This window comes from Streptomyces sp. NBC_00989 (genome assembly GCF_045162655.1).
Taxonomy (GTDB): Bacteria; Actinomycetota; Actinomycetes; order Streptomycetales; family Streptomycetaceae; genus Streptomyces.
The window spans coordinates 3,413,988-3,435,831 of record NZ_CP108728.1; the positions used below are offsets into that span (position 1 = coordinate 3,413,988).

Sequence of the window (21,844 nt, forward strand, 5' to 3'; positions counted from 1 at the left end):
CCTCCTCGTCGTAGCCGAGAACTACGCGTCGCGCCGGTGCCGTCCCGACGTGGCGTCCTGTCCCTCGCCGGCGGCCTCGGCGGCAGCCTTGCGTTCCTTCTCGGCCTGCTCCTCCGCCTCCATCTCGGCGAACACGTCGATCGGTGCGGGCGCCTTCGCGAGGAAGACCCAGGTCAGCCAGACGGCGAGCAGGAAGGGTGGGATCTTCAACGCGACCAGGACCCAGCCGAGTTGGGCGGTGTTGGCCCACCAGTAGAGCGGGAAGAGGATCGCGCACTTGGCGAGCAGGATCAGGCCCCAGGCCCAACTGGCCTTCGCGTAGGCCTTCTTGCGGCCGGGGTTGCGGGTCCGCCAGGAGAGGTTCTCCTTGAAGACCGGGCCGAGGATCAGGCCGATCAGCGGGACGCCCGCGAGCGTCGTGATGATGTACGCGAGCGCGAGCCCCAACGTGTAGAGCATGCCCGGGAGATAGAAGTTCTTGGCGTTGCCCGTCATCATCGCGAAGATGACACCGAAGGCGACACCGAAGACGCCGCTGAAGGCGTGCTTCACGGTGTCCCGGCTCACCAGCCGGACCACGACCAGGGCCAGCGCAAGCGCCAGAGCGGCGATCGCCGACCAGTGCAGGTTCTTGTTGATGGTGAAGATGCTGACGAAGAGCAGGCCGGGCAGGACCGTTTCGATCATGCCGCGCAGTCCGCCGAACGCCTCGAAGAGGGCTGCCTCGGTCACCGCCCGGACATCCTGCTCGCTGTCTTCGGCGTCCACGGTGTCCGCGGTCGGCTTGTCGAGCGACGTCACCGGCTACTCCCGTCCGAGGGGTCTCAGTTCGTATTTCGGGTTGAAGAGCACCCGGCGGCCTCTGCTCATCGAGATCCGGCCGGACGCGATCAGCTTGCGCCCCGGTTCTATCCCCACGATGGAGCGCCTGCCGAGCCACACCACGTCAAGGGCGGCCGAACCGTCGAACAGCTCGGCCTCCAGGGCCGGAACTCCCGCCCGGGGGCGCAGCGTGACCGTGCGCAACGTACCAGTAACCGTCACGATCTGTCGGTCGTGGCAGTCGCCGATCCGGACACAGCCCTCGGTCTCGGCGTCCTCACGCAGCTCCTCCGACTCCAGGTCCTCCTGCGAGGTGGAGAGCCGGTCGAGCATCCGCCGGAACCTTCCGGCCGGCTTTTCGGAACGAGGGACAGCGCTCATATCTGAAGCGTACCGGGGTCCACCGACAGCGACGTACCCGCGGCCCTAGCGCTCGAACCGGTAGCCCATACCGGGCTCCGTGATGAAGTGCTTGGGGTGCGCGGGGTCCGTCTCCAGCTTGCGCCGCAGCTGGGCCATGTACACGCGGAGGTAGTTCGTCTCAGTCCCGTACGACGGTCCCCACACCTCCTGGAGCAGCTGCTTCTGACTGACCAGCCGCCCGGTGTTGCGCACCAGCACCTCCAGCAGATGCCACTCCGTGGGGGTCAGCCGTACGTCCCGCCCGTCCCGCTGGACCTTCTTCGCGGCCAGGTCGACGGTGAACTCCTCGGTCTCGACCAGGACGTCGTCCTCGCCGCCCCCGGTGGGCTCGGCCCGGCGCACGGCGGCCCGCAGCCGGGCCAGCAGCTCGTCCATGCCGAAGGGCTTGGTGACGTAGTCGTCGGCGCCCGCGTCCAGCGCCTCGACCTTCTCGTCGGAGGAGTGCCGCGCGGACAGCACGAGGATCGGCACCCGGGTCCAGCCGCGCAGCCCCCGGATCACCTCGACGCCGTCCATGTCGGGCAGCCCCAGGTCGAGGACGACGACATCGGGATGGCGGGAGGCGGCGAGGTCGAGGGCGGTCTTGCCGTCGGCGGCCGCGTCGACCTCGTACTTCCGCGCCTTGAGGTTGATCACGAGGGCCCGCACGATCTGCGGCTCATCCTCGACCACGAGGACCCTGGTCATGAGGCCTGCCTTTCCGGTTGTACGTCAAACACGTCATGCGCGTCTTCTACGACGCCGTCCGCCGCGCGGAGCGTGAGCACCATGGTGAGGCCGCCGCCGGGTGTGTCCTCGGCGTTGAGGGTGCCGTTCATCGCCTCGGTGAAACCGCGCGCCACGGCGAGACCGAGTCCCACTCCGGCGCCGCGCGGGGCGTCGCCGTAGCGCTGGAAGGGCTCGAATATGCGGTCCTTGGCCTCGTCCGGGACTCCCGGGCCCCGGTCGACCACCCGTACCTCGACGCGGTCGGCGATGGCGCTGGCGGACACCAGGACGGTTTCGCCGGGCGGGCTGTACTTGACCGCGTTCTCGACCAGGTTGGCCACCGCCCGCTCCAGGAGCCCGGGGTCGACGGCGACCATGGGCAGCGTCTCCGGGATGTCCAGTTCGGCGCTGCCCTCGGGGACCCCGCCCAGCGCCATCGGCACCACCTCGTCGAGGTCGATCTCGCGGATGATCGGCGTGACCGTACCGGTCTGGAGGCGGGACATGTCGAGCAGGTTGCCCACGAGGTGGTCGAGCCGGTCGGCGCCGGCCTCGATGCCTTCCAGCAGCTCGGCCCGGTCCTCCTCGGACCACGCCACGTCGTCGGACCGCAGACTCGACACGGCCGCCTTGATGCCGGCCAGCGGGGTCCGCAGATCGTGGCTCACGGCCGCCAGGAGGGCCGTACGGATGCGATTGCCCTCGGCGAGCGCACGGGCCTGGTCGGCCTCCTCACGCAGGCGCCTGCGGTCCAGTACGACGGCTGCCTGCGCGGCGAAGGCGGCCAGCACCCGGCGGTCGGAGGCGGGCAGTACCCGGCCGGTCAGCGCGAGGGCCATGTGGTCGCCGACCGGAATGTCCACATCGCCGTCCTCGGGCCGCTCCAGCGGCGCCCCCACGCCCACGCGTCCGGCGCAGGTCCAGGGGTCGACGTCGCTCTTGCGCTCCAGGAGGGCGACCGACTCCATGGCGAAGGTCTCCCGGACCCGCTCCAGGAGCGCCTCCAGGCTGGTCTCGCCGCGCAGCACGCTGCCCGCGAGGAAGGACAGGATCTCCGACTCGGCGCGCAGTCTGGCGGCCTGCTGGGTGCGTCTCGCGGCGAGGTCCACCACGGAGGCCACGGACACGGCGACGCCGACGAAGATCGCGATGGCGACGATGTTCTTGGGGTCGGCGATCGTCAGCCGGTGCAGCGGGGGCGTGTAGAAGTAGTTCAGCAGGAACGAGCCGACGGCCGCCGATACCAGCGCCGGCAGCAGCCCGCCGAGCAGCGCCGCCGCCACCGTCAGCGACAGGAACAGCAGCATGTCGTTGGCGAGCCCGAGATGGACGCTGTTCAGCAGCAGCGCGAGCCCCATCGGTCCGACGACACCGACCAGCCACCCCGAGACGATCCGCGCCCGCCCGAGCCGCGCACCCCGGGACACGGGCAGCCCGCGCCCCTTGGCGACCTCCTCGTGGGTGACGATGTGGACGTCCAGGTCGGGCCCCGACTCGCGGGCGACCGTGGCCCCCACCCCCGGCCCGAAGACGTACTGCCAGGTCTTGCGGCGCGAGGAGCCGAGGACGATCTGCGTGGCGTTCACCCCGCGCGCGAAGTCCAGCAGCGCGGCCGGGATGTCGTCGCCGACGACGTGGTGGAAGGTGCCGCCGAGGTCCTCGGCGAGCGTGCGCTGGAGGGCCAGTTCCTTCGGGGAGGCCGCGGTCAGGCCGTCGCTGCGGGAGATGTAGACGGCCAGCACCTCACCGCCGGCCCCCTTCTCTGCGAGCCGCGCGGCCCGCCGTATCAGCGTCCGCCCTTCGGGGCCGCCGGTCAGTCCTACGACGATGCGCTCGCGCGAACCCCAGATCGCCGAGACCTGGTGCTCGCTGCGGTACTCCTGGAGGTACTCGTCGACCCGGTCGGCCACCCACAGCAGCGCCAACTCCCGCAGGGCGGTGAGGTTTCCGGGCCGGAAGTAGTTCGAGAGGGCCGCGTCGACCTTGTCGGGCTTGTAGATGTTGCCGTGCGCCATGCGGCGGCGGAGCGCCTGGGGCGACATGTCGACGAGTTCGATCTGGTCGGCCCGGCGGACGACCTCGTCCGGCACGGTCTCCTGCTGCCGTACGCCGGTGATCGACTCGACCACGTCGCCGAGGGACTCGAGGTGCTGGATGTTGACGGTGGACACCACATCGATGCCGGCGGCGAGCAGCTCCTCGATGTCCTGCCAGCGCTTGGTGTTGCGGGAGCCCGGGATGTTGGTGTGGGCGAGTTCGTCCACCAGGGCGACGGCGGGGGCGCGGCGCAGCACCGCGTCGACGTCCATCTCGGTGAAAACGGTCCCCCGGTAGGCCAGCTCCGCGCGCGGGACCTGCTCCAGGCCGTGCAGCATCACCTCGGTGCGGGCCCTGCCGTGGTGCTCCACGAAGGCGACCACGCAGTCCGTGCCCCGCTCCACCCTGCGGTGGGCCTCGGACAGCATGGCGTACGTCTTGCCGACGCCCGGTGCCGCACCGAGGTAGATCCGAAGCTTGCCGCGTCCCATGGCCCCATTGTCTTCCCGTCACACCCGTGTACGCAGCGTCGACTTTACGGCCAATAAGTCCGACAAAAGGGGTGGGGAGCCTGGTCCGGGACGTCTTTGACGCATCCCTGATGCCCGTACGGCACCGTACGGGCATCAGGGTCCGGCGCTGTTCAGGATGTTCAGTTGGGGTTGTCGCCGTGGGTGAGGGTCTCCCAGGCCACGAAGAGGTTGTTGCTGCCGGCCGGGCGGTTGTTCAGGGTGAGCGTCTGGGTGTTGGTCATCGCGATGCCCAGCCGGTTGTGCAGGGCGTTGTAGCCGACCTCGGTGACCGGTCCGAGCCCGAGGGTCAGCGACCCGCCGCACAGCCAGCTCGGGACGGCCGTGCCGAGCTGGTACTTGGCCTGGAACCCGAGCGCCTGCCGCAGCCGCTCCCCCACGTCGGTGCCGTAGAGGTCGGTGCCCTGGATCCGGCTGGTCTCGGCGACGTGCGAGATCGAGGAGAGGCCGTACCCGGTGTGCGTGAAGTCGCGGCACGTCTCCTGGGTGAGCCCGGTGACGAAGGTCGACTGGCCCTGCCAGTAGCTGACGATCTTCGCCGTGGTGTTGAGGTTCTGGCTCGGCACGGTCTTCGGTACGGAACCGTCCGAGGCGAGGTAGATGTACGCGGCCGTCCGCGTCCGGAAGAGCGCCATGGCCTTGTCGTACGACGTCTTGTCCTCCAGGAAGACGGAGATGCCGACGGCGGCGTCCATCATCGTCAGCTCCCAGTTCCCGTTGGAATTGGAGCCGTTGATGATCTCGGGCAGGTACACGTTGCGGAGCATGGTCGAGAAGCGGGCCGAGTTGGTCCACGTCCCGGTGTACGTGTACTTGATGATCTCGGCGGCCTTGGGCCAGGAGGAACCGGCCCAGCCGGTCTGGAGGGGCGCGTTGCTGTTGGTGTGGCTGGTGATCGTGGCCGACCAGGCGTCCATGATCTCGATGGCCTTCTGGGCGTAGCGCGCGTCCTTGGTGATGTACCAGGCGAGCGCGTCGGTGTAGGCCGCGATCGCGTCCTCGCGCTCGTCGGTGCAGCCGTAGTTGGGGTTGGAGTACGAGCCGCACTCGACGACGGCTCTGGGCTTCGGGGTGCGGCTCAGGCTGGCGTAGGAGCTGGCCATCATCTGGTCGTAGGCGCCCTTCCAGGGCTGGGCGCCGGCGAGGACCTCGGTGCGGGCGAAGTCCAGCTGGCTCCGGGAGACGTCGACTCCGGGATGGACGAAGGTGGCGGGGGCCGCCTGGGCGGCGGTGCCGGGCTGGGCGAAGAAGCCCAGGACCAGCGCGGTGACGACGGAGAGCAGGGCAGCGCGGCGCACGGTGACTCCGTTCTCGTATATGAACAAAGAGCACCCTGATGAACGTGGGCGTTGAGCCGAGACCATAGGTACAGACCAATACGCCGTCAAGAGTGCGCGCACGACGAAGGGCCGTACCCCGCAAGGGATACGGCCCTTTTCTCGTCTGTTCCGGTGTTCTTGTTCCGGCTAGCGGACCTCGGTGATCTCCGGTCCGCGCTGCAACTGGCCCATGCCACCGGAGAAGCGGGAACCCGCCTCCTCCTGCTGGACACCCTCGGGAACCATCTGGGCGTCGTTCGGCAGCTTCAGGACGATCGGGTCGCGGGGCGCCATCGGGCCCTCGCCGCGCACGACGACCGTGTCCCGGAAGATCTGCTCCAGCAGACCGGCCGCCTGCGGCTGCACCGCGCCCTGCCCGGAGATCACCCCGCGCAGGAACCAGCGCGAACCGTCCACGCCGACGAACCGCACGACCTGGAAACCGCCCGTGCCGTCCGGCAGTTGCACCGGAACCTGCGCGCGCAGCTCCCAGCCCAGCGGCCCCTCGACCTCGTCGACGATGCCGCCCTGCTGGGTGATGCCGCTGGCGATCTCCTCGCGGACCTCACCCCAGATGCCCTCGCGCTTGGGAGCGGCGAAGGCCTGCAACTGGATGGCACTGTCCTTGAGGACCACGGTGGCGGCGACGATCGCGTCGCCCGCGACCTCGACCCGCAGCTCCATGCCGTCGACTCCCGGCACGAACAGACCGCCCAGGTCCACCCGGCCCTCGGCGGGGTCGCCGACCTCCGAGTCGTCCCAGGGTCCGTCGGGGCGGGGCTCCGGCTCGAGCTTCACGCGCTCGACCGACTCGTCCGCCTCAGTGTCGACGTCGTCGACGACCTGCTCGGCCTCGCTCGCCGCGTCCTCGGCGGCAGTGCCCTTCTTGCGACGTCCGAACACGTCACTGTCCTTCCCGGTCGGATACGACCGAAGCGTATCGATTCCCACCCGTGGTGCCGCCCACGGCGGCGTGACCGCCGGTGGACCCGAAGCCCCCCTCGGCCCGCGCCGATTCGGGAAGCTCCGCGACCTCCTGGAAGCGGACCCTCTCGACCTGCTGGACGACCAGCTGGGCGATCCGGTCGAAGCGCTCGAACCGAACCGACTCGTACGGGTCGAGATTCACCACGATCACCTTGATCTCCCCACGGTACCCGGCATCAACCGTCCCCGGGGCATTCACCAGGGCAACACCGCAGCGGGCGGCGAGCCCCGAACGGGGGTGCACGAAGGCCGCGTACCCCTCGGGGAGCGCGATAGACACCCCCGTGGGCAGTACGGCCCGTTCACCCGGCTTCAGTTCCCGGCTCTCGGTGGTCCGCAGATCGGCTCCCGCGTCGCCGGGATGCTCGTACGACGGAAGCGGTACGTCGGGGTCGACGCGGCGGATCGACACGTCCAGAGGGTTACGGCTCACGGGTTCACCTCGAAGGCACGGGTACGCCGGACCTGGTCCGGGTCGTCCATGGCGGCCCGGATCTCCTGCGGGCGGCCGTTGTCGATGAAGTGGTCGACCTTCACCTCGACGAACAGGGCGTCGGCGCGCACCGCGACGGGCCCGTCGGGGCCGCCGATGCGTCCGGTGGCGGTCGAGTAGATCTTGCGGCCGGCCACGGCCGTCACCTCGGCCTCCAGGTGCAGCACGGTGTCCACGGGCACCGGCCGGACGAAGTCGGTCTCCAGGCGGCCGGTCACCGCGATCGTCCGCAGCAGCCAGTTCAGCGAGCCGAGGGTCTCGTCCAGCGCGCTGGCGAGCACACCGCCGTGCGCGAGGCCCGGGGCGCCCTGGTGGGCGGCCCGCACGGTGAACTCGGCGGTGATGGTGACGCCTTCACCGGCCCGCGCCTCCAGGTGCAGCCCGTGCGGCTGGTCGCCGCCACATCCGAAACACTGTTCGTAGTGCGCACCGAGCAGCTCGCCCGGCGCGGGCGCGTCAGGGTGCCGCACCGGTTTCACGGCGTCGGACGGAGGCTTAAGAGCTGGAGAAGTACCACTCACAGCCGCAGACCTTACCCGCGCGTCGGCACCTTCCGGACACCGTGCCAAGCTTGGCTTCATGCAGCTTTCCGCCTCCCCCTACGACGAGCGCCTCACCGCCCCCCGTTCGTGGTGGTTCATCTCGTTCCTGGTCGGCGTCTCCTTCGCCCTGATCCTGCTGCCCTTCGGCACCCTGCCGCTGCTCGGCGGCCTGGTCGGCGGCACCGCGGTCGCATCCGTCATGGCCAGCTCCTACGGCTCGCTGCGCATCCGGATCGTGGGCGACCAGTTGATCGCCGGCGAGGCGAAGATCCCGGTGACGGCCCTGGGCGAGGCGGAGATCCTGGACCCGGAGGAGGCCCGCGCCTGGCGCACCTACAAGGCCGACACCCGCGCCTTCCTGCTGCTGCGCTCGTACATCCCGAGGGCGCTGCGCGTCGAGGTCACCGACCCGGACGACCCGACGCCGTACCTGTATCTGTCGACCCGTGAGCCGGAGCGGCTGGCGGAGGCCCTGAAGGCGGCGCGGGCCGCGGTCTAGGAACCGGTCCCCTAGCGACCGAGTTCCTTCGGGATCTCACCCATCCGGAGCGGGTCCGGCGGGGTCTCCAGGGGTGGCAGTTCGGGCAGCGCGTCCCACGGGACCTGGGCCTTGCGCAGGTCCTTGCGGATGCGCTCGGCGAGTTTCTTGGTGTCCCGGCGGTTCATGACCGCTCCGACGGCGGCGCCGACCATGAAGGGCATCAGGTTCGGCAGGTCGCGGACCATGCGTTTCATGATCTGCTGGCGCAGCTCGCGCTTCATGTGGCCGTTCAGCGCGGCGCTCATGGTCGACGGTTTGGTCACGTCGATACCGCGCTCCCCGGACCAGGAGTTCAGATACGTGGTGCTGCGCTGCCGGAGGTCGCCGGGCGGACGGGCGCCGTAGACCTCGTAGAGCTCGGCGATCAGCTTCAGCTCGATCGCGGCGACTCCGGTGATCTCGGCGGCGAGTTCGGTGGGCATCGCGGGGGGTACCGGCAGCATCGCCGCGGCACCGATTCCCGCGCCGACCGTCGACGTCGCGTTCGCCGCGCCCGCCACCAGTTTGTCGGCGAGCTGCTCGGGGCCGAGGCCCGGGAACTGTCGCCGAAGTGCCTCGAGGTCCCGTACGGGGATCCGCGGGGCGATGTCGATGATCCGGTCGGCGAGGTACGCCAGACCGGCCCTGGCCCGGCTGCCGCCCTTACGGACGCCTTCCCTGGCCTTGTCCCGGATGACCGCCACCCGTCGTTTGGCGACGGGGGCGGCTGCGGGAACGTCCGCCGGCACCGGGAGGTCAGCCCGGTCGGCCGCCGGTTCGAGCGAGGCTGATCCCTGGTCGGATGAGCCCCGCTCGTCGTCACGCGCGCCATGAGGGCCGTCTGTCGGCCCTTCGTCCGCTCCCGGCTTGAGGGAGCGGCGCTTCCAGGGTGGGGTCGAGCCAGTCACGGCCGACCCCTCCTCAGTCGCAGTCGCGGCAGATCGGCTGGCCGTTCTTCTCGCGGGCCAGCTGGCTGCGGTGGTGCACCAGGAAGCAGCTCATGCAGGTGAACTCGTCCTGCTGCTTGGGCAGCACCCGGACGGCCAGCTCTTCGTTCGAGAGGTCCGCTCCGGGCAGCTCGAGGCCCTCGGCCGCCTCGAATTCGTCGACGTCCACTGCGGAAGTCGACTTGTCGTTCCTACGCGCCTTGAGCTCTTCAAGGCTGTCCGAGTCGACGTCGTCGTCGGTCTTGCGTGGGGTGTCGTAATCCGTTGCCATGTCGCGCTCTCCCCCTCTGGGTGTCTGCGGTGTCTCCAGCGCACGTAACGCGTGAGAGGCCGGACTTGTGCCCGACCTGAGGCGGAGATTTTGCCTCACATCAAGGTCTGTTACTCAATCGACACCCAACCGGACCCCTCAAGAGTGATCGGCTTGGATGGCGAAGGGGACCGTACACGGTCCTCATGCCGCTCTTCAAAGGCACCTCATCGTGTACTTCCCGTGATCAAGACCCCCGAAAACCCGGATTATCCCGGCTTTCCGACAGGGTGCATGATCACGGAGAGTAGATGGCCTGAAAATCGCGCTTGTGATCGATCACACACGAGGGTGCCGGAGAAGCGGCCAGAAAATTCCGCGCAAAGCGAACATCCTCGTGTGTCGGCGACATGATCTCAGATGGGCAGGGTGACTCGCATCACGAGTCCACCCCCCTCACGCGGCTGGGCCGAGATATGGCCGCCGTGTGCGCGCGCCACGGACCGCGCGATCGACAGACCGAGGCCCACACCCTTGTCGCTGCCCGTTCGCTCCGTACGCAGCCGCCTGAAGGGCTCGAAGAGGTTGTCGACCTCGTACGCCGGGACCACCGGCCCCGTGTTCGAGACGACCAGCACCGCGTGGCCGTGCTGCACCTCGGTGGTGACCTCGACCCAGCCGTCCTCCGGCACGTTGTAGCGCACCGCGTTCTGCACCAGGTTCAGGGCGATCCGCTCCAGCAGGACGCCGTTGCCCTGGACGACCGCGGGTTTCTGCTCGCCGCGGATCACCACGCCCTTGGCGGCCGCCTCGCCGTTCACCTGGTCGACGGCCTGCTCGGCGACCTCGGCGAGGTCCACGGGCTTGCGCTCGACGATCTGGTTGTCGCTGCGGGCGAGCAGCAGCAGGCCCTCCACGAGCTGCTCGCTGCGCTCGTTGGTGGCGAGCAGCGTCTTGCCGAGCTGTTGCAGCTCCATGGGGGCGCCGGGATCGGACAGATGCACTTCCAGGAGCGTGCGGTTGATCGCGAGCGGTGTTCTCAGCTCGTGCGACGCGTTCCCGACGAAGCGCTGTTGCGCGGTGAAGGCCCTCTGCAGCCGCTCCAGCATCTCGTCGAAGGTGTCCGCGAGTTCCTTCAGTTCGTCGTCCGGGCCGTCCAGCTCGATCCGGCGGGACAGGTCCGAGCCGGCGACCGCGCGGGCGGTGCGGGTGATCCGGCCGAGCGGGGACAGCACCCGGCCCGCCATCGCGTAGCCGAACGCGAAGGCGATGATCGCGAGGCCGAGCAGGGCCAGGAGCGAGCGGCTGAGGAGGTTGTCCAAGGCGCCCTGGCGCTGGTGGTCGATGCACTCGCTGATCGCGGCGTTGAACGCGGTCAGCGAGATGTTGCTCGCGTTGTTCACCGCGGGGCAGTTGTCGCTGGTGACCTTGATCGAGTCGCCGTCCACGATCTTGAACAGAGGTGCGTTACCCGTGTTCACAGCCTGCGCGGCGAGGAGGTAGATGATCGACAGCAGCAGGATGCCGGCGATCAGGAACATGCCGCCGTACAGCAGCGTGAGCCTTATGCGGATGGTGGGGCGCAGCCAGGGGAACGGCGGTTCGGGCCTTCTGGGGTCCCACGTGGGCTTCGGGGGCGCCTGGGGAGGCGCGGGAGTCGTCGCCACAGTGGATCAGATCCGGTAGCCGGAGCCGGGGACGGTGACGATGACCGGGGGCTCACCGAGCTTGCGGCGCAGGGTCATCACGGTGACGCGCACGACGTTGGTGAACGGGTCCGTGTTCTCGTCCCAGGCCTTCTCCAGGAGCTGTTCCGCGGAGACGACGGCACCCTCGCTGCGCAGCAGCACCTCCAGGACGGCGAACTCCTTGGGCGCGAGCTGGACTTCCTTGCCGTCACGGAACACCTCGCGGCGGTTCGGGTCGAGCTTGATGCCGGCGCGCTCCAGGACGGGCGGCAGCGGCACGCTCGTGCGGCGTCCGAGGGCACGCACGCGTGCCGTCAGCTCGCTGAACGCGAAGGGCTTGGGCAGATAGTCGTCGGCGCCGATCTCCAGGCCCTCGACACGGTCGCTGACGTCTCCGGACGCGGTGAGCATCAGCACACGGGTGGCCATGCCGAGCTCGACGATCTTGCGGCAGACGTCGTCGCCGTGCACGAGCGGGAGGTCCCGGTCGAGGACGACCACGTCGTAGTCGTTGACGCCGATGCGCTCCAGGGCGGCCGCACCGTCGTACACGACGTCGACGGCCATGGCCTCCCGGCGCAGTCCGGTGGCCACCGCATCGGCGAGCAGCTGCTCGTCCTCGACGACGAGTACGCGCACGTCGCTTGTCCTTCCTCTGTCCACCCGCGTAGCGCGCCTCGGCGCACGCGGGCAGGGTCTTCGTGGCTGTGTGACCTCCATCCTGCCCTTTTCGGCCATAAGTCGGCTGTAAGGCGGCCGGGCGCAAGATGAAGGTCCGGTGTGAGGCCCGGGAATGCGGGATTTTCTCGGTGGGTTGAGGTTTCCACGGAAGGGAGCGGGGGGAGGACGGCTTTACACCCCGCGATCACGCTCTGCACGTGGCAAGCCACCTTGTGGTACGTCCAACCGCTTCCGCAGAGCGGGCGTGGGTGTCCGGCACCGTCGCCGCCCAGCCAGGGCAGCGCTGGGCACCCCATCCGCAGACGTGATCGCCCCTTCCGAATGGCACACCCCCGTGCCAAACGACCCACGACCCAGGACGAGGGGGCGCAGCATGGACGCATTCACCGCAGGACTTCTGCAGCGCATAAGGGCGACCGAGACCGACCTGACGCGGGCTCGTGACGAGGGCGACGACTTCCTCGTCGAGGTGGAACAGGCCGAGCTCGACGACCTGCGCCGCCTCGCCGCCGACCACGGTGTGGAGGTCGGCGCGACGAGCGTCTGATCAGCGCAAACAGCAGAAAAGCAGGCCCCTGGCGAATCCAGCGCCGGGGGCCCGCCGCTTTCCATCATCGGCCACCCACCGCCCTTCGCCCACTGCAACCGACGGCGAGGGCCCACCAAGCCCCACTGTCCCCACGCCGACGGCCGAGAGGGAGCCGTAAGGGCGCGCCGGTGTCGAGAGACCCAGCGCGCGGAGGCCCGAAGGGTCGAGCACGGTGGGGCTCTCGACACCGGCGCCCAGCGCCCCGTAGGCGACCGAACCAAAAGAGGTGCGCGCACGGTGCCTTCTCAACACGGGCCACCCACGCGGCACCTGCCTCACACCGGCCCAGGCACTCACCTTTCCCCCACCACCCCAGACCCCCCGACCACCCAAGTCAGTCGTGCCAGGCCCCGAAGTCCTCCAACAGCCGCTGGAGGGGCTCGAAGACGCCCGGGGTGCCCGCGATCGCCAGATCGCGTGCGGGGCGCTCTCCCGGGCGTCCACCGGTCAGGGCGCCCGCCTCACGGGCGATCAGGTCACCCGCCGCGAGGTCCCACGGGTTCAACCCCCGCTCGTAGTAGCCGTCCAGGCGCCCCGCGGCCACATCGCACAGGTCGACCGCCGCCGAACCGCCCCGCCGGATGTCGCGCAGCAACGGGATCAACTTCTGCGCCACGTCGGCCTGGTGGACACGGACCTCGGTGACGTAGTTGAACCCGGTCGAGACCAGCGCCTGCTCCAGCGGCGCCGCCGGGCGGCAGGCGAGCCTGCGTTCGCCCTCCCACGCGCCCGTGGCCCACGCCCCGCCGCCGAGCACCGCGTGGAACGTCTCGCCGCGCATCGGGACCGCGACGACCCCGGCGACGGTCTCACCGTGCAGCTCGGCAGCGATGGAGACGGACCAAGTGGGCAGTCCGTAGAGGTAGTTGACCGTGCCGTCGAGCGGGTCGATGACCCAGCGGACCCCGCTGGTGCCCGTGACGGAGGCGCCCTCCTCACCCAGGAAGCCGTCGTCCGGGCGCTGTTCGGAGATCAGGTCGGTGATCAGCTTCTCGGCCGCGATGTCCATCTCGGTGACGACGTCGATCGGGCTGGACTTGGTGGCGGCGACCGCGAGGTCGGCCGGGCGGCCGTCCCGCAGCAGGGCGCCGGCCTTGTAGGCCGCTTCCTGGGCGAGTGCGAGCAGTTCCTGGTGCAGGGGGTCGGTCACGGCGCTCCTCAGGCGTAGGGGCTGTCGGCGCCCGCGGCGGCGGGGCGGGGGGCGCGGGCCGGGCAGCAGCCCACCGGGCAGAGGTTGTGACCGGCGCCGAGCGCGCCCAGGGCGCAGGGCGTGACCTGTTGCCCGCTCTCGACGGCGGCGCGCTCCAGGACCAGCTCGCGGATCGCGGCGGCGAAGCGCGGGTCGGCGCCCACGGTGGCCGACCGGCGTACGGGCAGGCCCAGTTCGGCTGCCTTGGCCGTGGCCTCCGTGTCGAGGTCGTAGAGGACCTCCATGTGGTCGGAGACGAAGCCGATGGGTGCCATGACGACCGCGGGGACGCCGGCCGCGTGGCGCTCCTCCAGGTGGTCGCAGATGTCGGGCTCCAGCCACGGGATGTGCGGGGCGCCGGAGCGGGACTGGTAGACGAGCTGCCAGGGGTGGTCGACGCCGGTGCGCTCGCGGACGGCGTCGGCGATCAGCCGGGCCACGTCCAGGTGCTCCTCGACGTACGCCCCGCCGTCTCCGTGGTCCTCGACCGGGCCGGAGCCGTCCGCGGCGGCGGTCGGGATGGAGTGGGTCGAGAAGGCGAGATGCGCGCCGTCCCGGACGTCCTCGGGGAGGTCGGCAAGGGATTCGAGGACCCCGTCGATCATCGGCTCCAGGAAGCCGGGGTGGTTGAAGTAGTGGCGCAGCTTGTCGACCTTCGGGAGGTCGAGGCCCTCGGCATCGAGGGCGGCCAGGGAGTCGGCGAGGTTCTCCCGGTACTGGCGGCAGCCCGAGTACGAGGCATAGGCGCTGGTGGCGAGGACCAGGATGCGGCGGCGGCCGTCGGCGACCATCTCGCGCAGGGTGTCCGTGAGGTACGGGGCCCAGTTGCGGTTGCCCCAGTAGACCGGCAGGTCCAGGCCGTGGTCCGCGAAGTCCTTGCGGAGGGCGTCCAGGAGGGCGCGGTTCTGGTCGTTGATGGGGCTGACCCCGCCGAACAGGAAGTAGTGCTGGCCCACTTCCTTGAGGCGTTCCTTGGGGATGCCTCGCCCACGCGTCACGTTCTCCAGGAACGGAACCACGTCGTCCGGACCTTCGGGGCCGCCGAACGAGAGCAGGAGGAGGGCGTCGTAGGGGGTGGCATCGAGCACGTCTGGCATGCCTCCGATCCTGCCACCCGCCACTGACAGCCGGGACACGGGCGGGGTGCCCGACGGAGATCTGGACGGACGTCCGAACGGAAGATCCGGGCGGAGATCGGGCGGAGATCCGCGCACGTCACGGGCGGGTGCATCGGGGTCGACCTGCTCGTAAGCTGTATCAGCCGCGTTCGCACCTTACCGAGCCGACACCGCATCATCCCCGAGCCGCCCCTGCTCCTTCCCGACCGGAGACCCCCGTGCCCAGCCCCTATCGCGCCCTCTTCGCCGCACCCGGCTCCAAGGGCTTCTCCGCCGCGGGGTTCCTCGGCCGTATGCCCCTGTCGATGATGGGCATCGGCGTGGTCACGATGATCTCCCAGATCAACGGGCGCTACGGGCTCGCGGGGGCCCTGTCGGCCACCATCGCGCTGGCCGCCGCCGCGATCGGGCCGCGGATCTCGCGCTGGGTCGACCAGTACGGGCAGCGGCGGGTGCTGCGCCCGGCGACGCTCGTCGCGCTGGCCTCGGCGGCCGGGCTGCTGCTGGCCGCCCGCTTCGAGTGGCCGGACTGGGTGCTGTTCGTGTGCGCCGCCGGCATCGGATCGGTGCCGAGCCTGGGCGCGATGGTCCGCGCGCGCTGGGCGGCCGTGTACCGGGGCACCCCGCAACTGCACACCGCGTACTCCCTGGAGTCGGTCGTGGACGAGGTGTGCTTCATCTTCGGGCCGATCATCTCCATCGGACTCTCCACGGCGTGGTTCCCGGAGGCAGGTCCCCTGCTGGCCGCCTGCTTCCTCGCGGTCGGTGTCTTCTGGCTGACCGCCCAGCGCGCCACCGAGCCCGCGGCGCACCCACGCGCGCGTGGGGACAAGGGCGGTGGTTCGGCGCTGCGGACGGCAGGTCTCCAGGTGCTGGTGGCCACCTTCGTGGCGACCGGGGCGATCTTCGGGGCGGTCGACGTGGTCACCGTCGCGTTCGCCGACGAGCAGGGCCACAAGGGCGGCGCCAGCGTGGTCCTCGCGCTGTACGCGGCGGGCTCCTGCGCGGCGGGAGTCGTGTTCGGGCTGATGCGCTTCCGGGGAGCCCCCGAACGTCGGTGGCTGCTGGGCATATGCGCGATGGCCGTGAGTATGATCCCCCTCCTACTGGTCGGAAACTTGCCGCTTCTGGCCGTGGCGCTGTTCCTTGCGGGCCTGTCCATCGCACCCACGATGATCACGACGATGTCCCTCATAGAAGAGCACGTACCTCGCGCGAAGCTCACCGAGGGCATGACCTGGGTGAGCACCGGCCTGGCGGTCGGGGTCGCGCTCGGCTCCTCCGTCGCCGGCTGGGTGATCGACGCAGCCGGCGCGCGTGCGGGGTACGGGGTTCCGGTCGTCTCCGGTGCCGTCGCGGTCGCGGTGGGTTTCCTCGGGTACCGCCGGCTCAGCAGACCGGCGCCGGGTCGGGGAGGCACCGTTGAGCACCACAGCGAGCGCGAAGAACGGCACGTGGCGTAACTGGGGCGGTACGGTCGCGTCGCGGCCCGCGCGGGAGGTCACGCCCGCCTCCGTCGAGGAACTGGCCGCGGCCGTACGGAGGGCCGGTGAGGACGGTCTGACGGTGAAGGCCGTCGGCAGTGGGCACTCCTTCACGTCGATCGCCGCCACGGACGGTGTGTTGATCCGCCCTCAACTGTTGACCGGCATCCGCAACATTGATCGCGATGCCTTGACGGTCACGGTCGAGGCGGGCACCCCGCTCAAGAGACTCAACCTGGCTCTCGCGCGCGAGGGTCTGTCGCTCACGAACATGGGCGACATCATGGAGCAGACGGTCTCGGGTGCGACCAGCACCGGCACGCACGGCACGGGCCGTGAGTCGGCCTCGATAGCCGCCCAGATCAAGGGACTTGAGCTGGTCACGGCGGACGGCTCCGTGCTGACCTGCTCCGAGAAGGAGAACCCGGAGGTCTTCGCGGCGGCCCGCATCGGCCTCGGCGCCCTGGGCGTCGTCACCGCGATCACCTTCGCCGTGGAGCCCGTCTTCCTGCTCACCGCCCGCGAGGAGCCGATGACCTTCGACGAGGTCACCGGACGCTTCGACGAACTCTGGGCCGAGAACGAGCACTTCGAGTTCTACTGGTTCCCGCACACCGCCAGCACCAACACCAAGCGCAACAACCGCAGCGCGGGCCCGGAGCAGCCGGTGGGCAAGGTGGCCGGCTGGTTCGAGGACGAGTTCGTCTCCAACGGCCTCTGGCAGGTGGCCAACATGGTCGGCCGCGCGGCACCCGCGGCCATCCCGACCATCGCCCAGATCTCCACCCGGGCCTGGTCCACGCGGACCTACACGGACATCCCCTACAAGGTCTACACCTCGCCCCGCCGGGTGCGGTTCGTCGAGATGGAGTACGCCGTCCCGCGCGAGGCCCTGGTGGACACGCTGCGGGAACTCAAGGCCATGGTCGACCGTTCGGACTTCAGGATCAGCTATCCGGTGGAGGTCCGCACCGCCCCGGCGGACGACATCGCCCTGTCCACCGCCTCCGGCCGGGACAGTGCCTACATCGCCGTGCACATGTTCAAGGGCACGCCCTACCAGGCGTACTTCACCGCCGCCGAGCGCATCCTCACCGCGCACGAGGGCCGGCCGCACTGGGGCAAGGTGCACACCCGGGACGCCGAGTACTTCGCCGGGGTCTATCCGCGCTTCGGCGAGTTCACGGCGCTGCGGGATCGGCTGGATCCTGATCGTCGGTTCCAGAACGACTACTTGCGGCGGGTGCTGGGTCAGTAGCCGTCGCGCTCGGCGTGGGGGTCGGCGTGCCGCCGCCGTCCGAAGCGCTGGGCGTCGGTGTCGGACTCGGCGTCGTACCACCGCCGTTGGACGGTGAACCGCCGTCGGTCGAGCCGGACGGCGTCTCCGGGTCGGCCGACGAACCGTTCGGGGAGCCGGACGGGGAATCGGCCGGACTCGGCTCGTCGTCACCGGACTTCGAGGACGACGACGTGTCGTGTCCGGTGACGGCGGCGCTGACCGTGGTCCCCTTGCCGCCGCTGAAGCTGTCGCCGGACACCAGCTCGTACACGGTGATCCCGGTCATGGTGACCCCGAAGACGAGGGCCGCGGCGAGCAGCGGGCGCTTCCAACTGCCCACCCGCGCGCGGTAGATCGTGCCCTCCGTGAACTCCCCCGGACGAGCGGGGGGTTGCTCCTCCCCCTTGGACGTGACCGTCGCCTCCCGGAGCTGTGCGCCGGTCCGGCTGAAGAAGTGCTGGAAGACGGACCCGCCGGAGGTGGCTATCGCGCTCACGACGCCGGCGCCGAGGATCGTGCCGTAGACCCCGAAGTAGGAGGCGAGCTTGGCGGCCACCACCGCCGCCACCGCACTGCCGGCGACTTGAGGGACGCTCAGATCGATCCGCTTCTTGCTGACATCGGGCCTTGCACGCATTCCGGGACCTAGCCTCGCTTTCTCGCACTTTCTCGTACCTGATCAACTATCTGTACGACAAAGGGACGTACGGTCGAAACCAATAGTTCCGTTTCCGGCTATTGCGTGAAGTACGCCACTTTCAAGATCGCCCGAACCCCGTTCCGGGCCGCCAAGTCCCGCCCCCCACAAGAAGTTGGGCGGCGTGCCAATCCACGCACGTGGTCCAAATGGAGTACTGTTGCGAGCCCTGGGTGCGGTCTCCTGCCAGGGCGTCCGCGGCCTCAATGGACCGCCCAGAGGGGGCCAGTTGCACAGGGTGATGTAGTTGGTCACTTAGCGTTGCGAATAGGTAACCGTGCCATAACGGCGAGTCAGGGCCCGTGCCCGACACGCCGGGCAACTCGGCAAGGTTGTGGCAGGCTGCACCCGGGCAGGCCACACTCGACTAGCGGAAGCAGCGACGCACGTGACGTCGGCAGGCACCACCCGGGAGGTCCCCATGCCCGAACTGCGTGTCGTGGCCGTCTCTAACGACGGCACACGGCTGGTGCTGAAGGCTGCGGACAGCACGGAGTACACGCTTCCGATTGACGAGCGTCTGCGTGCCGCGGTTCGCGGCGACCGTCCCCGCCTCGGCCAGATCGAGATCGAGGTGGAGAGCCATCTCCGCCCCCGAGACATTCAGGCACGTATACGCGCCGGCGCCTCCGCCGAGGAGGTCGCTCAGCTCGCAGGCATCCCCGTCGACCGGGTGCGCCGCTTCGAGGGCCCCGTCCTCGCGGAGCGCGCCTTCATGGCCGAGCGGGCCCGGAAGACTCCGGTCCGCCGCCCCGGCGAGAACGCCGGACCCCAGCTCGGCGAGGCCGTCCAGGAGCGACTGACGCTGCGCGGTGCCGAGAAGGACACCGTCCAGTGGGACTCCTGGCGCCGCGACGACGGCACCTGGGAGGTCCTGCTGGTCTACCGGGTCGCGAGCGAACCGCACTCGGCGAGCTGGACGTACGACCCGCCCCGGCGGCTCGTCCAGGCCGTCGACGACGAGGCGCGCTCGCTGATCGGTGAGTCGGACGACCTCTCCGTCACACCCGAGCCCAGCTTCCCGTTCGTACCGCGGATCGCCCGGCTGCCCCGTGACCGGCCGCTGGACCGCGCCCTGGAGCGCCCGGAGCGTCCCGCGCTGCCGTCGCCCGAGCCGGTCGAGGAGAGCGAGCGCGACTCGCTGACCAGCCTCCTGGAGGCGGTACCGAGCTTCCGCGGCGACATGGTGGTCCCCGAGCGCCCCTCGGACCCCCCGGAGGAGCCCGCCGTGGAACCGGAGGCAGAGGAGCCCCCGGCACCCGCGGCCTCGGCCGGTTCGGCGTACGCGGACGTCCTGATGCCCCGCTCCGTAGGCGCCCACCGCGACCGGCTCATCGGCTCCACCGACCGCCAGGCCGAGGCGGACGGCGTCCGTCCGGGTCGTAGAGCGGCCGTTCCGAGCTGGGACGAGATCGTGTTCGGGACGCGCAGGAAGAAGCAGGAGTAGTACGGCAGTTGCTCGTACGACGAGGGGGTCCGCGCCGGTTCGGCAGCGGGCCCCCTAGTTGTATAGCTACGCGAGCGCTACTGGGGATCGGGGCCCACGGCGACCGGGCGCTCCGGGTCCGAGGACCACTCCGACCAGGAACCGACGTAGAGCGCGGCCGGAATCCCGGCCACCGCAAGCGCAAGCACCTCGTGGGCGCCCGAGACGCCGGAGCCGCAGTACACGCCGACGCCCGAACCCTCCGTAGCGCCAAGGGACTTGAAGCGGGTGGCCAGTTGCTCGGCCGGGAGGAAGCGGCCGTCCGGGCCCACGTTCTCGGTGGTCGGTGCGGACAGGGCGCCCGGGATGTGGCCGCCGACCCGGTCGATGGGCTCGACCTCGCCCCGGTAACGCTCCCCCGCGCGGGCGTCGAACAGGGCTCCGGTGCGGGCGAGGGCGGCGGCTCCGCCGGCGTCCAGGAGTTCTACGGCACCCGGTTCCGGGGTGAAGTCGCCCTCGGCCGGCGTCGGTGCGGTCGTCTCCAGAGACCCCTCCCAGGAGGGAAGGCCGCCGTCGAGCACGCGCACGTCCGGGTGACCCGTCCAGCGCAGCAGCCACCACGCGCGTGCCGCCGCCCAGCCCCGGCCGCCGTCGTACACGACGACCGGACGGTCGGCCGACACGCCCGCGTGGCGCATCACTGCGCCGAAGCGCGCGACGTCGGGCAGCGGGTGGCGGCCGTGGGCGCCGGGGGCCGAGGCGAGTTCCTGGTCGAGGTCTACGTAGACGGCACTTGGGATGTGCCCGGCCGCGTACTCGGCGCGGCCGTCGAAGGGCGGCTCACCTGCGGCCTTCGCGACGCTGAGCTGCCAGCGGACGTCGAGCACGACCGGCGGGTTCGTCCCGGCGAGACCGCTCGCCAGTTCGGGTGCGGAGATGATGGCGTTCATGGTCACCATCCTTGCGCAAGGGGTGGCCGACGCGTCCAGGTCCGACTACTCTGCTCGGCCGGACAGCCTCGATCACGAGGCGTACGGGAACGAGCACATGCTGTACAGCTGATGGACACCCCTCGGCAACCGCCCGGAAACGGACGAGTGGCCGCAGATCGGTCATCCTCTCCACCTGGGCCGTCCGTCGACGGCGCGGCCGGGGCGCGGTGCGTCACAGGGGGTGCGAGCATCGGCACGGGGCGTGCACGCGGATGCGGCACGCGGATCCGCACTGCGGAAGCGACACGGCCACCGCGAGGGGCCTAGGAGAAGGTGACGATGACCGAGGCACGGGGGTCGGCCGACCTGAACGACGACACGCACACTCGGCGTACGCAGGGCACACCCTGCTGGGTGAGTCTGATGGTGCACGGGATGGCCACGACTCAGGAGTTCTACGGAGAGCTGTTCGGCTGGGAGTTCCAACCCGGTCCTCAGCAGCTCGGCCCCTACGCGCGGGCCCTGCTCGACGGGCAGGAGGTGGCCGGCATCGGGCAGCTGCCGCCGGACCGGCATCTGCCCATCGCCTGGACGCCGTATCTCGCCTCGGACGACGTCGACCAGACGGCCGAGACGGTACGGATGTGCGGCGGCACGGTCGGGGTGGGCCCCCTGGACGCGGCCGAGGCCGGCCGGCTGGCGATCGGCTCCGACCCGTCGGGGGCGGTGTTCGGCATCTGGCAGGCCCCGGCACACCTCGGCACGACCATCACGGGAGTCCCCGGCACACCCGCCTGGAACGAGCTGCTGACCTCCGAGACCGCGAGCGTCGCCAAGTTCTACGAGGCGGTGTTCGGCTACGAGGAGGTGCCAGTGGTCTCCGCCGACTTCGACTACGTCACCCTGCACCTGGACGGCCACCCGGTCGCCGGCATCCACGGCGTCGGCACCGCCCTGCCCCGCGACCGGGGCCCGCACTGGATGACGTACTTCGAGGTCGCCGACACGGATGAGGCCCTGCGCCGCGTCACGGACCTCGGCGGCCACACCCTCAGCCCACCCCACGACAGCCCCCACGGCCGCGTGGCCACGGTCGCGGACCCCGAGGGCGCGATGTTCTCGGTGATCGAGGGGCCGCGGTAGCTCTTCGGGTCGCTTCCGGTGCGGGGCGGGCGGATCATGG

At 70.2% G+C, this 21,844-nt stretch carries 22 protein-coding genes; 6 read left to right on the forward strand and 16 right to left on the reverse strand.

Features of this window, described 5'->3' with window-relative positions:
* Positions 1-21 precede the first annotated feature (21 nt).
* The 8 genes from OG714_RS14610 to OG714_RS14645 all read right to left on the reverse strand — a co-directional run bounded on the left by OG714_RS14610 (position 22) and on the right by OG714_RS14645 (position 7,840).
* Positions 22-801: a DUF3159 domain-containing protein gene (locus OG714_RS14610; protein WP_406121200.1), complete on the reverse strand. Its 780-nt coding sequence runs from the start codon at positions 799-801 to the stop codon at positions 22-24.
* A gap of 3 nt (positions 802-804) precedes the next feature.
* Positions 805-1,203 (reverse strand): OB-fold nucleic acid binding domain-containing protein, encoded by a 399-nt coding sequence (locus OG714_RS14615; RefSeq protein ID WP_200678990.1) that lies wholly within the window; start codon positions 1,201-1,203, stop codon positions 805-807.
* Positions 1,204-1,248: 45 nt separating this feature from the next.
* Positions 1,249-1,932: a response regulator gene (locus tag OG714_RS14620; RefSeq protein ID WP_019061071.1), complete on the reverse strand. Its 684-nt coding sequence runs from the start codon at positions 1,930-1,932 to the stop codon at positions 1,249-1,251.
* A complete protein-coding gene (locus OG714_RS14625; protein ID WP_406121203.1) occupies positions 1,929-4,481 on the reverse strand; it encodes an ATP-binding protein in 2,553 nt (850 codons plus the stop codon). Before OG714_RS14625 ends, OG714_RS14620 begins: the two co-directional genes overlap by 4 nt.
* Before the next feature lie 161 nt (positions 4,482-4,642).
* Positions 4,643-5,818: an alginate lyase family protein gene (locus tag OG714_RS14630; protein ID WP_327400781.1), complete on the reverse strand. Its 1,176-nt coding sequence runs from the start codon at positions 5,816-5,818 to the stop codon at positions 4,643-4,645.
* 168 nt (positions 5,819-5,986) lie between these two features.
* Positions 5,987-6,742, reverse strand: coding sequence for a DUF3710 domain-containing protein (locus OG714_RS14635; RefSeq protein WP_406121205.1), 756 nt, complete (start codon positions 6,740-6,742; stop codon positions 5,987-5,989).
* Position 6,743: 1 nt separating this feature from the next.
* The gene (gene dut, locus OG714_RS14640) at positions 6,744-7,259 is read right to left on the reverse strand and encodes a dUTP diphosphatase (RefSeq protein ID WP_406121207.1); all 516 of its coding nucleotides are present in this window, start codon (positions 7,257-7,259) and stop codon (positions 6,744-6,746) included.
* Entirely contained in the window at positions 7,256-7,840 is a 585-nt protein-coding gene (locus tag OG714_RS14645) for a PaaI family thioesterase (RefSeq protein ID WP_406121208.1), read from the reverse strand. Before OG714_RS14645 ends, dut begins: the two co-directional genes overlap by 4 nt.
* Positions 7,841-7,898: 58 nt before the next feature.
* Here OG714_RS14645 and OG714_RS14650 point away from each other — a divergent pair, with 58 nt between their 5' ends.
* Positions 7,899-8,360, forward strand: a complete 462-nt coding sequence (locus tag OG714_RS14650) for a DUF3093 domain-containing protein (RefSeq protein WP_406121210.1) — start codon at positions 7,899-7,901, stop codon at positions 8,358-8,360.
* 11 nt (positions 8,361-8,371) lie between these two features.
* Here the strand turns inward: OG714_RS14650 and OG714_RS14655 are convergent, their stop codons facing one another.
* The 4 genes from OG714_RS14655 to OG714_RS14670 all read right to left on the reverse strand — a co-directional run bounded on the left by OG714_RS14655 (position 8,372) and on the right by OG714_RS14670 (position 11,905).
* Positions 8,372-9,289 (reverse strand): hypothetical protein, encoded by a 918-nt coding sequence (locus tag OG714_RS14655; protein ID WP_406121213.1) that lies wholly within the window; start codon positions 9,287-9,289, stop codon positions 8,372-8,374.
* Positions 9,290-9,302: 13 nt separating this feature from the next.
* The gene (locus OG714_RS14660; RefSeq protein ID WP_005481602.1) at positions 9,303-9,599 is read right to left on the reverse strand and encodes a DUF4193 domain-containing protein; all 297 of its coding nucleotides are present in this window, start codon (positions 9,597-9,599) and stop codon (positions 9,303-9,305) included.
* A gap of 395 nt (positions 9,600-9,994) precedes the next feature.
* Positions 9,995-11,245, reverse strand: coding sequence for a sensor histidine kinase (locus OG714_RS14665; RefSeq protein WP_406121214.1), 1,251 nt, complete (start codon positions 11,243-11,245; stop codon positions 9,995-9,997).
* A 6-nt stretch (positions 11,246-11,251) separates the two neighbouring features.
* Entirely contained in the window at positions 11,252-11,905 is a 654-nt protein-coding gene (locus OG714_RS14670; protein WP_019061062.1) for a response regulator transcription factor, read from the reverse strand.
* A 415-nt stretch (positions 11,906-12,320) separates the two neighbouring features.
* On the opposite strand from OG714_RS14670, the gene OG714_RS14675 reads away from it, so the two are divergent.
* Positions 12,321-12,494, forward strand: a complete 174-nt coding sequence (locus OG714_RS14675) for a hypothetical protein (protein WP_019061061.1) — start codon at positions 12,321-12,323, stop codon at positions 12,492-12,494.
* Positions 12,495-12,870: 376 nt separating this feature from the next.
* Here the strand turns inward: OG714_RS14675 and OG714_RS14680 are convergent, their stop codons facing one another.
* Entirely contained in the window at positions 12,871-13,686 is an 816-nt protein-coding gene (locus OG714_RS14680) for an inositol monophosphatase family protein (protein ID WP_406121216.1), read from the reverse strand.
* An 8-nt stretch (positions 13,687-13,694) separates the two neighbouring features.
* Positions 13,695-14,822, reverse strand: a complete 1,128-nt coding sequence (locus OG714_RS14685; protein WP_406121218.1) for a ferrochelatase — start codon at positions 14,820-14,822, stop codon at positions 13,695-13,697.
* 239 nt (positions 14,823-15,061) lie between these two features.
* On the opposite strand from OG714_RS14685, the gene OG714_RS14690 reads away from it, so the two are divergent.
* Both OG714_RS14690 and OG714_RS14695 read left to right on the forward strand, forming a co-directional pair.
* Positions 15,062-16,306, forward strand: coding sequence for an MFS transporter (locus tag OG714_RS14690; RefSeq protein ID WP_406121220.1), 1,245 nt, complete (start codon positions 15,062-15,064; stop codon positions 16,304-16,306).
* Positions 16,266-17,585 carry a D-arabinono-1,4-lactone oxidase gene (locus OG714_RS14695; protein ID WP_406121222.1) on the forward strand — a complete coding sequence of 440 codons (1,320 nt, stop codon included), beginning with the start codon at positions 16,266-16,268 and terminating at the stop codon, positions 17,583-17,585. The genes OG714_RS14690 and OG714_RS14695 overlap by 41 nt, the downstream gene beginning before the upstream one ends.
* On the opposite strand, the gene OG714_RS14700 is transcribed toward OG714_RS14695, so the two are convergent.
* Positions 17,509-18,243 carry a hypothetical protein gene (locus OG714_RS14700; RefSeq protein ID WP_406121224.1) on the reverse strand — a complete coding sequence of 245 codons (735 nt, stop codon included), beginning with the start codon at positions 18,241-18,243 and terminating at the stop codon, positions 17,509-17,511. The two genes, OG714_RS14695 and OG714_RS14700, sit on opposite strands and share 77 nt — an antisense overlap.
* 481 nt (positions 18,244-18,724) lie before the next feature.
* Here OG714_RS14700 and sepH point away from each other — a divergent pair, with 481 nt between their 5' ends.
* Positions 18,725-19,750, forward strand: coding sequence for a septation protein SepH (sepH, locus tag OG714_RS14705; protein ID WP_406121225.1), 1,026 nt, complete (start codon positions 18,725-18,727; stop codon positions 19,748-19,750).
* Positions 19,751-19,827: 77 nt separating this feature from the next.
* Here sepH and OG714_RS14710 read toward each other — a convergent pair whose 3' ends face one another.
* A complete protein-coding gene (locus OG714_RS14710; RefSeq protein ID WP_406121227.1) occupies positions 19,828-20,679 on the reverse strand; it encodes a sulfurtransferase in 852 nt (283 codons plus the stop codon).
* Between the two features lie 321 nt (positions 20,680-21,000).
* Here OG714_RS14710 and OG714_RS14715 point away from each other — a divergent pair, with 321 nt between their 5' ends.
* Positions 21,001-21,804: a VOC family protein gene (locus tag OG714_RS14715; RefSeq protein ID WP_406121229.1), complete on the forward strand. Its 804-nt coding sequence runs from the start codon at positions 21,001-21,003 to the stop codon at positions 21,802-21,804.
* Positions 21,805-21,844: the final 40 nt, after the last annotated feature.